Annotated in this window: 9 protein-coding genes; 6 read left to right on the top strand and 3 right to left on the bottom strand. The window is 59.0% G+C overall.

Annotation, left to right across the window (positions count from 1 at the left end; translation table 11 throughout):
• Window positions 1-8 precede the first annotated feature (8 nt).
• Window positions 9-344, bottom strand: a complete 336-nt coding sequence (locus tag LB516_RS24205; protein ID WP_140722020.1) for a hypothetical protein — start codon at window positions 342-344, stop codon at window positions 9-11.
• 578 nt (window positions 345-922) lie between these two features.
• Between LB516_RS24205 and LB516_RS24200 the strand changes: the two genes are divergently transcribed.
• The 3 genes from LB516_RS24200 (at window position 923) to LB516_RS24190 (ending at window position 4,788) form a co-directional block, all read left to right on the top strand.
• On the top strand, window positions 923-3,223 hold the full coding sequence (locus LB516_RS24200; RefSeq protein ID WP_140663918.1) for an AGE family epimerase/isomerase: 2,301 nt from the start codon (window positions 923-925) through the stop codon (window positions 3,221-3,223).
• Between the two features lie 432 nt (window positions 3,224-3,655).
• Window positions 3,656-3,937: a hypothetical protein gene (locus LB516_RS24195; protein ID WP_140663915.1), complete on the top strand. Its 282-nt coding sequence runs from the start codon at window positions 3,656-3,658 to the stop codon at window positions 3,935-3,937.
• 134 nt (window positions 3,938-4,071) lie between these two features.
• Window positions 4,072-4,788, top strand: coding sequence for a Crp/Fnr family transcriptional regulator (locus LB516_RS24190; RefSeq protein WP_140620199.1), 717 nt, complete (start codon window positions 4,072-4,074; stop codon window positions 4,786-4,788).
• A gap of 1,684 nt (window positions 4,789-6,472) precedes the next feature.
• Here LB516_RS24190 and LB516_RS24185 read toward each other — a convergent pair.
• Together LB516_RS24185 and LB516_RS24180 are read right to left on the bottom strand one after the other, a co-directional pair.
• Window positions 6,473-7,066: an SOS response-associated peptidase family protein gene (locus tag LB516_RS24185; RefSeq protein ID WP_140722023.1), complete on the bottom strand. Its 594-nt coding sequence runs from the start codon at window positions 7,064-7,066 to the stop codon at window positions 6,473-6,475.
• Window positions 7,067-7,245: 179 nt separating this feature from the next.
• Entirely contained in the window at window positions 7,246-7,881 is a 636-nt protein-coding gene (locus LB516_RS24180) for a CGNR zinc finger domain-containing protein (RefSeq protein WP_224720484.1), read from the bottom strand.
• 42 nt (window positions 7,882-7,923) lie between these two features.
• On the opposite strand from LB516_RS24180, the gene LB516_RS24175 reads away from it, so the two are divergent.
• The 3 genes from LB516_RS24175 (at window position 7,924) to repB (ending at window position 11,895) form a co-directional block, all read left to right on the top strand.
• Complete coding sequence (locus tag LB516_RS24175; RefSeq protein ID WP_140722026.1) at window positions 7,924-8,871, top strand: EamA family transporter; 948 nt, start codon at window positions 7,924-7,926, stop codon at window positions 8,869-8,871.
• A gap of 775 nt (window positions 8,872-9,646) precedes the next feature.
• On the top strand, window positions 9,647-10,849 hold the full coding sequence (repA, locus tag LB516_RS24170) for a plasmid partitioning protein RepA (RefSeq protein ID WP_140620207.1): 1,203 nt from the start codon (window positions 9,647-9,649) through the stop codon (window positions 10,847-10,849).
• 80 nt (window positions 10,850-10,929) lie between these two features.
• The gene (gene repB / locus LB516_RS24165; RefSeq protein WP_140722029.1) at window positions 10,930-11,895 is read left to right on the top strand and encodes a plasmid partitioning protein RepB; all 966 of its coding nucleotides are present in this window, start codon (window positions 10,930-10,932) and stop codon (window positions 11,893-11,895) included.
• Window positions 11,896-12,021: the final 126 nt, after the last annotated feature.

Here is a 12,021-nt window from a genome sequence, read left to right as displayed (position 1 = left end):
GTATGCGGCTACGTCCTATGGGAGGGAAGAAGGCGCTGCAATTCTGCTTGAGTCCTGCGCACGAATGACAGCTGCCGCTGCAGCGAGACCTGCCGTTGGTGATTCAACATCATATTATGTGTGAGCGTATCGATCCTGACGGAGATAACGTCGAGGGTTTCGCCGTTCTCGAGCGCCTGCACAGAAAACGCGGCGCAGTCCGCCATCGCGTTTTCCGACGGATAAAGTTGCGTCGCCTCCTTCTCGATTTCGACTTGCGTGGCCTGAAGAAGCCGAACCAGCCGGCCAAGGCGCCTTTCATCGACGAGTTCGCGCGACGGGGACCTCAATGCGGGAAGCGGCATTTTGCGGCCCAATCCTTAACGTGAGCGCCCGAATGGAACGCATGTGCCAGAATACAAAACGCTCTCGCCTCTACGAGACATCCTTTCGGCGGCCGATTGGCATCTCCTATTGGATGAGGGGAGCGTATCTGGATGTCAGGACTGCCCGAATTCCTGACGAGGCCGGCGCCCCGCAGCATGCTAAAACCCTCCCTCGTGAGCGATTTCGGAGCGGAAGGTGTCCTTTACAAACTCAATTGCATCACGACGCGGCGTCGGGCCGGCCGCCGCGCTGGATGGTAGTGGACGTGACTTGGGCAGCCATTTGATCGCTGCCTGGCGCCCAATCGCCGGGCTGTTCCTTGGCGGCCTGGTCCAGAATGTCGGCATGGCTTTTCGCAGTCTGCCTGCCTCACGCCGCTGCTGCCAGCTCCTCGCCGGGGCCACAGTGACAGCCTCTCGGAGAAGCCTATGATCCGGCTCTGGTGCGCTGCTCCGTCCAAAGGGCGCCACGACATGGTCGATGCTCTCGACCTGCAGTTGCGCCAAGATCCAAAGGTCGAGCCAGTAGTTAGAGATTTCTGAGAAGGGACTCGAATATGGCATCCGAGCTGGTGTGTTTTGTCATGAGCGGGGGCGTGGGCTCACGCCTGTGGCCGCTTTCGCGCGAAGACAATCCAAAGCAATTCCACGACCTTTCGGGCGACGGTTCAATGCTCGCAAAGACTGTCCGGCGCCTCAAGGCGCGGCCCGACAATCAGACCCCAATCTACCTGATCGCTTCCGAACGACATGCCGATCGTGTTATCTCTGACATTGCTTCGCTCGGCCTGAACGGCGGTAAGCCGATCTTCGAGCCTGTCGGTCGCAATACCGCCGCAGCCGTCGCCATAGCCACCCTGCAGACAATATCGGAACATGGCAGCGATGCACTTGTGCTAGTGGTTCCCTCCGATCACGAAATATCGACCGACGCGCAATTCTGGGAGACCGTCGAGTCGGGCGTTCATGCCGCCGAGTCAGGGAGCATCATCGTGTTCGGCATCAAGCCAACGCATGCGGAAACTGGATACGGCTACATCGAGGTTGCAGCAACTGACGACCGCGTGGCTGCAGTTTCGCGCTTCGTCGAAAAGCCCAACGCCGAGACAGCGCGCAACTACGTATCGTCAGGACGATTCTACTGGAACGCAGGCATTTTCCTGTTTCGTGCCGACACCATGCGCCGGGCATTTCTCGAGTTGCAGCCGGACATCTGGGAAACTGCAGAACGGGCCTACAAGACTGCACGAACGGACCTCTCGGGTATCTGTCTCCCCCAGGGTTTCTACTCGGCCGTCCCCTCCACCTCGATAGACTATGCCGTCATGGAGCATGCACGCGATATTGCCATGGTTACGGCTTCCTTCCGCTGGAACGACCTTGGGTCGTGGCAATCGCTGCTCGAAGCCAGTCCGATCGACGGCAATGGCAATGTCGTGATGGGCGACATCGTCGCCATGGACTGCGACAGCTCCTACCTTAGAAGCCAAGGCAGGCTGCTGACCGTCATCGGCATGACGGGGGTGGCGGTAGTAGCGACACCGGACGCGGTGTTCGTCGCCCCTGTCAGCCACAGCCAGAACGTGAAGAAGGTCGTCGAGCAGTTGGAAAAGAGCGGACGGCTTGAGACGAAGTACACACCCTCGGGAGACCGGGTCATCATCAACGGTTCCTGGCGCAAGCGCGTCGAACATTGGCTCTTCAACGAAACCCTGCCGCTTTGGTCCACCGTAGGGGTCGATGATGTGAACGGCGGCTTTCACGAGGCGCTCGGTTTCGACACAAGGCCGCTGGGGAAGCCCAAGCGCATGCGCACCATGGCTCGCCAGATCTACGCCTTCGCGGTGGCCAAGGAACGCGGCTGGGCCGGACCAGCCGACGAGCTGATCGACCACGGCATCGACTTCATTGCCAAATATGGCCGTACCACCCGTGGTGGCTGGGTGCGCACCCTTAATGTCAATGGCAGCGTGGCTGACCCTGCGGAGGACGCATACGATCATTCCTGCGTGCTCCTGGCACTTTGCCATGCTCATCGATGCGGCCATCGCGAGGCCTTGCGACTGGCACAAGAGACATTCCATTTCATCGACGCACATCTCGAAGACCACCGTCTGAACGGCTTTCTGGAAACCTCCGGCTCCAACGGGATGCGGTTTTCGAACCCGCACATGCACATGCTGGAGGCTTTCCTTGCGTGGCATGGCGTTACTGGCGACCGCACCTATCTGCGCCGGTCGGCTCGCGTGGTCGATCTCTTCAGATGCCATTTCTTCGACCAGGAGAGCTGGACGGTAGGGGAAAATTTCGACGTCGACTGGCTACCTTTGCCTGGAGAAAAAGGCCTGTCGACCGAACCGGGCCACCATTTCGAATGGGCCTCGCTTCTCATCGATTTCGCTCAAAAAAGCGGGCAAAAGGACTTGGCCAGTTATGCACGGAAGCTCTATTCGTCCGCGATCGCCAGCGGCTTGAATCGGGCTACGGGTCTGGCTTACGCGGCTGTGTCGCGGCAGGGAATGCCCATCGACCGGCTCTCCCGCAGTTGGCCCCAATGCGAGGCTATCAAGGCAGCCATAGCCTTGGACGGCATAGGCGGGCCTGATTTGAAACCAGAGATAGAGGCCCGTGTTGCCCGCCTCTTTCGATGGCATATCGATCCCGCCCCCCTTGGCTTGTGGATCGACAGAATTGACGAGCGCGGAAGATCACAGGCGACGGAGGTTCCCGCCAGCATTTTCTACCACTTGGTGACGGCCTTGATGCAATATTTGGACAAGACCGAAGGGCAGATCGAATCTTTCCCGATGCCGGCTTTGGGCATGGGTGAGAGCGTCGCCGCGCGGGCTCTGGGCTAAGCCTCACGGTCTGCCCTACACTATTCATCCGGCTGGGTATGGAAGAATTCGACAGCGTGGCAGGCCAGCGATGTACGCGCCCGATCGAAGGTGGCGAGACCCGTCCCGGACGGCAAGCGGCGACCCCGTGAGCTGGGGAGTGACCATGGTTTCTCTGATGAACGACTTGTCGCCGTTCTCCGATGCGACGTCTCAGCGGCGACGGCGGTATCGTGGTGTCCCAAGGTGGAAGGGCAAGCTACGGCTAATTCGGTATGCCTGCCTCTGTGTCGTGGCTCCAAACCGGGATAGCATGCTTACAATATGTCTAAAGGGACGCACAGATTGAGCTTTTCCAATCTCGTTTGTCGCCGCGGATCGCGATTAAAATCGCCAAGGCGAGGTGATGTGAGTCCAAACACCCTTCTTGTCCGGACAGTTGAGAAGCATACTATGGCAAAAAAGAAATCTCGTACTAGGCCCAGCAGTGATCTCTTGAAATTACTAGCCACCAGGCCTCGAGCTGTTGCCCTTGCCGCGTTGCACGTAAGTGAATCGGTGCTGCTTGAACTTGAGGCATCGGAATTGTTGTCGGCAAGACAGATAAGAGGGTTGCTCAAGGACGCATCAAATACCTTGCGGAATGCCGCCGGCCAAGTGGACAATCGCAGCAGCTTCATCGCCGCCGAAATAGTCGATTCCATGCAAGAAACTTTCACAAGAAATAAAAGCTAGCTGCGGGGTTGCGACGTACAACGCTTGCTTTCGCATGCTGGTAGCTGCGACGTCGCACAGGTACCCATCACGCCAAATTTAATGTACATTCGATCCGTTGGGGATAGAAAGGAAGACATCGGGCGGGATTATAGATGTTGTACGCTTCACAGTCTTTGGGCGGGAATGAAAAGCGGTCATCGTATATCAGGCTTGCCGACGAAGATTCGGCGCTCATGAAGACGCTGGGGTTCACACCGAAGCGTTATCCACCCGAGACGGTCATTTTCAGCCAGGGTGAGGACAATGATCGCGTATTCATAGTCGAGTCGGGCTGGGGTTGCCTGTCGCACGAACTTGCAGGGGGGCAGCGACAGATCCTTGATTTTGCCTTGAAAGGCGATCTCGTCCTGTCCCGGTCGAGCGGGGGTGGCGCGCTTGAAACGTTTGTTGCTCGAACCGAACTGAACGTCTTGGTAGCCTCGACCAAGACATTTACGCTCGCAGCCATGAAATCCCCCCATCTTTTCTCCCTGGTCGTCGCGGCTCTTGGGCACAAGGGGGCCGTCATCGCTGAACATCTCACCAATGTTGGTCGACGCAGTGCCCTGGCGCGGACCGCACATCTGTTCCTCGAATTGAGGACGCGCCTGGAACACATAGGCTTCGTCACCCGCGATAGCTATGAATGCCCTCTGACCCAGTACGATCTCGCGGACGCCCTCGGCCTCACTCCGATTCATGTCAACAGGATGCTGCGCGAACTGCGCGAGCGTAAATTTCTCGAATTCCGGCAAGGCCGTGTTCGCGTGCTCGATCTACGAGGCATGACGGAATATGCGGGTTTCGAATGCAGCTATATAAACAGTTGACATCTGTATGTAGGAGCAACTTGGCATCCAGATGCCTCCTGAGCGAGGGGCGCATTGCCGTCCGGCAGCAAGGGGCTGGCTCTGCACGGCCATTGGGCGCCGGCTGACCCTTCCCAGGGATTCCGCCGGGCCGGCTCCCCGCACCCTTGCGTGTTCGACCGCCCATCCTTCCGCGGCGCCGGCGCCTGGGTGATTTCCATCTCCCTTTAGCTGCTAGCCTGCAAACCCTCATCGTAGCCCTTTGAGGCAAACGCTGGGTGTCCGCCACCAAAGCATGGCGCAGCGCCGATGCCTCCGGCGCGCGGCACGCTCATCGCGGGGCTGTCAAATCCACATGCAAGCAGCTTTTGTTAGCGCGAGCTACATCTTTCATTGGACACGAGCTGGAATGGCCGGCGCGGTCTGGGATGTTGGGATGCGGGCCGCACCGGCCATCGCGGTCGGGGGGCCTCCCGCAAGGCTTGGTATATCTTATATTAGCTACAGCGCAATTAAGCCTATCGGACGACCACCACCATCGCCGGGACCGGGAGGGATCGAGTGCAAACCGAGCATTGCGGACTTGCTGTTCAGACCTGTTTGGAGAGCGGAACGCAGAGGCTGAAGGACGGCATGCTAGAGCAGCGTCGGGAATGCCGACTGCGGCGACTCGATACAGCACGATCCCTCCCCTCGCGGCAGCGAGCTGGAGCCGTCCGGAGCGGGACGTCGGCAGGGCTCGTCGGCGGCCCTAGCCCTTTCGTCATGCGTTAGATGGTGCCGTCATACCGCCATATAGCGACGCTGGAGTAGAGAGAATGGGGATGGCGCAAGATTGCCGTCCCAGGGTCGGCGTCGTGCTCGACTTAGAGGAACTCGCAGGCAATGTGTCCCTACCATCTGAATGTTCTTATGGCCGCCAAGTCAGCATATATCCGGGCGCGATCGCCATTGTGCTTCTCGACGAGCGCCTGTGCTTCTTGCCTGCTGAGCTTTCCGAGCTTCATCAGAAACTCGAATTCGTGCTTCGGTACGGATGATATCAGGCGTTCGAGTTTGGCTCTTTTGGTCTCGTCTGCGGACATAGCGATGCTGAACTTACTTTAGGGCTGCACTCAATGACGCTAAGCACAAGTGCCAAGGAAACGCCAAAGGCCAGGCCGAGCAATATGTTGTTTCTTGGTACATCAGGTTTCCTCGGATACCAATGCGCTTTATCTCAGACCCGGCGACTCAAGTCCCCCGATGCCGATGGCTCCAATCCGCCAAGCAGATCGTCTGTTCATCGTTCCGCACGACATTTCTGGTATCGCTAAACAAATTTACTGTCAGGCAGAATGTTCCCTCTAGTGCGGGTTCGAGACCCAGGTAACCGGATTCGCCCCCAGAAGCTGTTTTGCAGGCAAGGGAAAGAAACGCAACGACGACGTGCTTTGAGCGCGCGATCTGCTACCCTTTTCCATAGGCGACATTTGCGTCGCCTCCGTGACGATCAGGCCCGCCGATGCACGCTGGCTGGATCGTGTCCCGAACGTGGTGTAGCTGTCGGTCGCCGTGCTCTCCGGCATTGGCCGGGCTGGTCTGCGCCACGGCTGGAAAGAAAATGCCACCGCCAACCAGGCTGGCTGACGCCGCGCCTGTACGCAGTCGTGGGCCTGTCACCGAACAGCAGGGGCTTCAATCTGGGCCCCGCCAGCAGCGCTCATCAGTCGCTTCCTGGCCGAACCGTTTCAACATGCAGTGTGCCTGCAGGCGACGGTTGAAGCAGCTCCGCTTCGGTCTTGGTAAGGTAGATCCAGTGCGCCCAGTTATGCGGGCTCAACACGACGATCTGCCGGTCGTGATAGGGCCCAACGTCTGGTCCGGGACCGGTTGTCAGCATCGTGAAGGCCGCTGGCGCTCCGCCCTGCCCTTCCCGCCAGATGCCGGCGATCGCCATGAACGGCTCATCATTCATTGTGAAGCGATGTTTGGCCTTCGGATATTTCTTGCCCGTGAACTCGAAGAATGCCGAGGCCGGAATGAGGCAGCGGTTGCTATTGGCAAAGCTTCGGCCTTCGGAGCGGAAATTGAAAACCGGTCCGCCGCGCGGGCTCGATGGCGGGAAGCTAAAGTTCATAGGCACCAGTTCGATGCCATTGCCGGCGGCGCGCATCACCGGGCCGACATCGTTGATCTTGATGTCGTCGGCCTGGGGCAGATCGCCTTCGCTCTGCCCGGTAGGCATCCCGAGTTCGAGCCTCTGCATCATCTTGCAGTATTCAGCCCACAGAATGTGTTGCTCGTAGTCGTTGCACATAGTGTCTGATCCAGCTTGCGCGATGTAGGATACGACCTTACACCCCTCCGGCAAACCCCATGCCAGCTGGTATCCTGTCACTGAACTGTGGCGAAATGGCCCGCTACAGTTGACGCTATGATAGGCGTGACTCAGGGCCACCTGCTTTTACAGCAACATCTGTGGGGGCTGCCATGGCGTCAGTTCCCGGTTCGGGTCTCGCGGATCCTGGCATAATGGCGCGACGCCTTGGCGCGGTTGCCGCAGTCTCCCATGGAACACCAACGACGGTTTTGCGCCCGGCTCTCATCGATGAACAACCAGCCGCAGCCGCGATCGTCGGCACATTGCTTGACCCGTCCTGCCCGCGGGCCGGTCATGAGTTCAGCCGCGGAGATGGCGATCGGCGTGCAAAAATCGAGTTCATTTGGATGCGAGCCGTTCCAGCCGAATTTCCCGGCACGCCATTCCAGCAAAGCGGCTGGCCTGTGATGCAGAAAACGATTGAATGCCTGGACGTGGTCGGCAACGGGACTGACATTTCTGATCTGTGCCACCAGGAGTGCATAGATCGTCTCGCGCAGCGCTATGGCGCTTGCATATGCGGTTTGGGCCCCTTGAAAGTGCCCTCCCCTCCCCCGCGTGAGTTCAGCAGCATCGTTGGAAATGCGCACGCCGTTTTCATCAAGCCAATCCAGCAGTGCCGCGGTCGTGGGAAGCCGCTCCTCAGTGGCTTGCCGCAGGCGCCAGGCGACCGTGTTGACAAAGCGGATCGCTAGATCCTCCTTTGCGACATCGGTCGGCTGCCGCTTTTTCAGGTTGTGCGGGGAACCCAAGCGCGATCTCCGAATTCTAACCTCATAAGAGGTTTTACGCCTATGAAGCTCCCCAGCGCAAGTTTTCTCCTGATAGCTGCCTTCGGCGCCATCTACTTCATCTGGGGCTCGACTTACCTGGCCTTGACGCTGGCCCTGCAATCACTGCCGCCATTCCTGCTGATGGCGGCGCGCTGCCTGGTCGGTGGTCTGATCGTTTTCATCATTGCCGCAGCATCCGGTGCGAGACCTCCGTCAAGGAGGTCCCTGCTATACGGCGTCATATGCGGATTACTTTTCTTCGTCGGATGCCACGGCATCCTTGCCAACGTTCAGCAGCGTGTTCCAACAGGCCTGGCCGCAATCATGCTGGCGACCATTCCCTTGTGGATTGCGGCGCTTCAGACAGGCCTCCGACGTCCCGATCGGCCAAGCCCCTTGTCACTGACCTTTCTCGTCCCCGGTGTCGTTGGCGTTGCGCTGATAGCCTGGGAAGAAGGCGGTGGCGGAATCGGGGCGGTGCACTTCATCGACATTTTCTTGCTGCTTGGCGCGTCCCTGTCCTGGAGCGTCGGAACGGTGGTATCCGAACAGTCCCCAACGTCCAGCAGCCCATTGGTGATGTCTATCATCGAATTGTGGGCTGGCGCCGCTGCCTTGGCGGTTGTCGGTGCCGCCAAGGGTGAAGTGAGCCTTTTTCACCCCTCCTCGATCACGGCGTTGTCGGTCGCTGGGTGGGCATACCTCACCGTTGCCGGAACGGTGATCGCCTTTGCCGCCTACATCTGGCTGCTCCGCAAAGTCACGCCGACCTTCGTAGCGACCTATACCTTCGTCAACCCCATCATCGCTGTGTTGCTCGGCTGGGCCTTTCTTGCGGAGGTTCCGTCGATATGGATGGCGAGTGGCGCGCTCCTCGTGATCCTTTCCGTGAGCGGCCTGCTTTTCACCAGCTCCGCTCGAGGTGCCAGGAGACCAAACAATGCCCGGACCGAAATTGCCGTCGACTAGCGGCACGTTCCGATTGAGGCTCGGCATCGCAGCGGCAGTGTCTTGCAATGTTGCCTGCTCGGAGCCGAGAACGCGAACGCGGGCCAGAGGCCGTGGACGAAGCCAATGACTCGAGCAGCAACAGCTTGTCCGGGGTATCGCAGATGACAGGGTTGAGGAGGCACAAGGAAGCTATCACCAGGACCTATATCGTCTACGAGCCGGTAATCGCATTTGGTCACTACAACGCAATTTAACCTGCGCGATGCGCTGGCTTATGACACGGCGGGGCTGGCGCTCATGACCGTCTCAGCAGCCGTCGCCTTGGCAGCAGCCGCTTGTCGCCAGCGGCGCGCCTGGCATAGAATGGCCGTCCGGCACGCGTTCGCGCTGCGTTATGCCAGGCGCTTGGGCCAGTCAGCCGTGAACTTGCAGGGCTGCTGCTGATCAACACGCCTGGCCGCCAGGTCATGGGTGCGGCTGACTGACACCAGGGCCCCGGCCCCATGCACAGATATCTCGCCCCCGGGGTCGAATGACTCCCGTTTTCCCGCCGCTGGAGCGACAGTGGTGGCAACTTTACTGTTTGTACTTTACTGCAGTAAATTTCCACAAAAACCTAAATCGAAACAGCGTGGTAGCTCTCTCCAGCAGACGTTTTTACCGGCGTGTTGACCGCTCGGGCCGTTAACCTCCTGTTAACCCAAAAGCTCTTGCTCGGGATGGCGAATCGGAGCTTAATGGCGGTTGTTGGTCTGTTTCCCACCAAAAAGCGCCAATTCAGGTTTCCGGAAGTATGAACATCGCGATGCGGTTGCCCAGCTTTGAGTTTGACGACAAGATCCTCGAGCACGGGGCGGAGATATCGCGTCGGCTCAATCAGCTGCGCATGGAGAAGTTTCCTCCGAACGCCACGAAGACCCTGCGCACCTTCTCCATGGCCGAGGTAGCGCACTATCTTGGTGTGTCGCAAAACAATCTGAAGCGCCTCCATCTCGAAGGCAAGGGGCCCCTGCCCGAACAAGCGCAGTCGGGTCGACGCTCTTATACGGCGGACCAGATGCTGGAGCTTCGCCATTTCCTCGACCAGCATGGCAGGACGGAGGTTAAGAAATACGTCCCGCACCGCAAGCCTGGAGATAAGCTGCAGGTCATCGCGGTGGTCAATTTCAAAGGAGGAAGCGGCAAGACCACGACCGCGGCTCACCTCGCCCAGCACCTGGCACTTACCGGCCATCGCGTGCTTGCCATCGATCTCGATCCGCAAGCGTCTTTGTCGGCACTTCACGGCTTCCAGCCGGAACTCGACCGGAACCTCTCGCTCTATGAGGCGATCCGCTATGATGCGGAGCGTAGGTCCATAGCCGACGTCATCGTCCCGACGAATTTCCCCGGCCTCGACATTGTTCCTGCAAATCTCGAACTTCAGGAATATGAGTACGATACGCCGTTGGCAATGCAGGACAAATCATCCAATGCCGGCCGCCAGTTCTTCTTGCGCATAGCCAGGGCCTTGAGTGACGTCGACGATCGCTATGACGTCGTCGTCGTCGACTGTCCCCCACAGCTCGGCTATCTCACCTTGACCGCCATGTCGGCCGCGACGTCGGTGCTGATTACGGTTCACCCCCAAATGCTCGATCTCATGTCCATGAGCCAGTTTCTGCTGATGCTCGGCGGCATTCTGAAAACCATCAAGGGAGCCGGAGCCGAGATCCAACTCGACTGGTTCCGTTATCTGATCACCCGTTACGAGCCCACCGACATCCCGCAGGCCCAGATGGTGGGCTTTATGCAATCGATGCTGGCCGGCCAGATCCTGGAACATCCGATGCTGAAGTCGACCGCCATATCGGACGCCGGGCTTACCAAGCAGACACTCTACGAAGTCGAGAAATCATCGTTCACGCGCACGACCTACGATCGGGCGATGGAATCGCTCGACGCGGTCAATTCCGAAATCGTCTCGCTCGTCCATCGCGCGTGGGGGAGGGCGTGATGGCGATGAATTTTACTGCAGTAAAAACGCAGATTTTTGTCCACAAAATCAGACTGGTAGCTGATTTGAGGAGGGGCTGAATGGCGCGCAAGGACATTTTCGATAGCGTGATGGGGTCCGCTGCGGTGGAGCAGACCAGGGATGTGTCGAGCTACGCTGTTCGCGGCGCATCGCGATCCATCATGCAGTCCTTTGAAGAGCTGTCGAAAAGCTCGGTTGTCGATCTCGACCCAGAGCTGGTGGACACCTCGTTTGTGTCGGACCGGATTGGCGAGGATGAGCAGGAATTCTCCGAGTTGGTGCGGGCGATCCAGGAGCGCGGACAGGATTCGCCCATTCTGGTCAGGCCGCATCCGGCTTCCCCCGGGCGCTACCAGACCGTGTTCGGGCATCGGCGCGTCAGGGTCGCACGTGCGTTGGGGCGCCCAGTGCGAGCCGTTGTCAAGCAAATGGACGATCGCGATCACGTCGTCGCCCAGGGCCAGGAGAATGCGGCTCGCGCCAACCTGTCCTTTGTCGAGCGGACGCTGTTTGCCGAGCGCCTGCTCAAGCAGGGCTATTCGGCCGATATCGTTAAATCGGCCTTGACGCTCGACGATACGACCTTCTCCAAGATGCGGTCCGTGTCGAGCAACGTCTCCGAATCCGTCATCATGGCCATCGGGGCGGCCAAGGGGATCGGCCGTGACCGCTGGTGGCAGTTGGCCAAGCTCATGGAGCATCCGGCCAATGCCGCCAGGGCGCAGGCGCATGTCCAGTCCGCCCAGTTCCAGCAAGCCGGCAGCGATGCGCGGTTCCAGGCCCTTTATGAACTGCTGGCGGCAACCGTCCACGGTGCGAAATCGACGCCGACGAGGGCCGTGGAAAGGGCCTGGGCGACAAAAGACAATTCCGTAAAGGCAAGGATCACCGATACTGGGAAGGTTTTCACCCTGGCTTTTAAATCCAGGGAGGCCTCGGCGTTCGGTGCTTTCATTGCCGGCAGGCTCGAGGAACTGTTCGAGGCGTTCCGAGAGACGGAATCCAGGAAGACAACAGGAGACTGAACCGCAAAAGAAAAAGGCCCCCGAACGTCACCGTCACGGAAGCCCTTCTCAGGTCTGTAGCAAGCCGAGAATCGCAAATCCGCGAATCACTGTCAAGTGCTATTAGGCGTCGTCTGGCGAGCAGAT

The organism is Mesorhizobium sp. CO1-1-7 (assembly GCF_020164885.1).
In the GTDB taxonomy this organism is placed as follows: domain Bacteria; phylum Pseudomonadota; class Alphaproteobacteria; order Rhizobiales; family Rhizobiaceae; genus Mesorhizobium; species Mesorhizobium australicum.
This window is presented reverse-complemented; position numbering and strand designations above follow the sequence as displayed.

Bases quoted from the DNA above. Each gene is read 5' to 3' on its own strand.
- repA (WP_140620207.1), top strand. From the start codon at position 9,647: ATGAACATCGCGATGCGGTTGCCCAGCTTTGAGTTTGACGACAAGATC.
- LB516_RS24175 (WP_140722026.1), top strand. From the start codon at position 7,924: ATGAAGCTCCCCAGCGCAAGTTTTCTCCTGATAGCTGCCTTCGGCGCC.
- LB516_RS24195 (WP_140663915.1), top strand. From the start codon at position 3,656: ATGGCAAAAAAGAAATCTCGTACTAGGCCCAGCAGTGATCTCTTGAAA.
- LB516_RS24200 (WP_140663918.1), top strand. From the start codon at position 923: ATGGCATCCGAGCTGGTGTGTTTTGTCATGAGCGGGGGCGTGGGCTCA.
- LB516_RS24190 (WP_140620199.1), top strand. From the start codon at position 4,072: ATGTTGTACGCTTCACAGTCTTTGGGCGGGAATGAAAAGCGGTCATCG.
- repB (WP_140722029.1), top strand. From the start codon at position 10,930: ATGGCGCGCAAGGACATTTTCGATAGCGTGATGGGGTCCGCTGCGGTG.
- LB516_RS24185 (WP_140722023.1), bottom strand. From the start codon at position 7,066: ATGTGCAACGACTACGAGCAACACATTCTGTGGGCTGAATACTGCAAG.
- LB516_RS24205 (WP_140722020.1), bottom strand. From the start codon at position 344: ATGCCGCTTCCCGCATTGAGGTCCCCGTCGCGCGAACTCGTCGATGAA.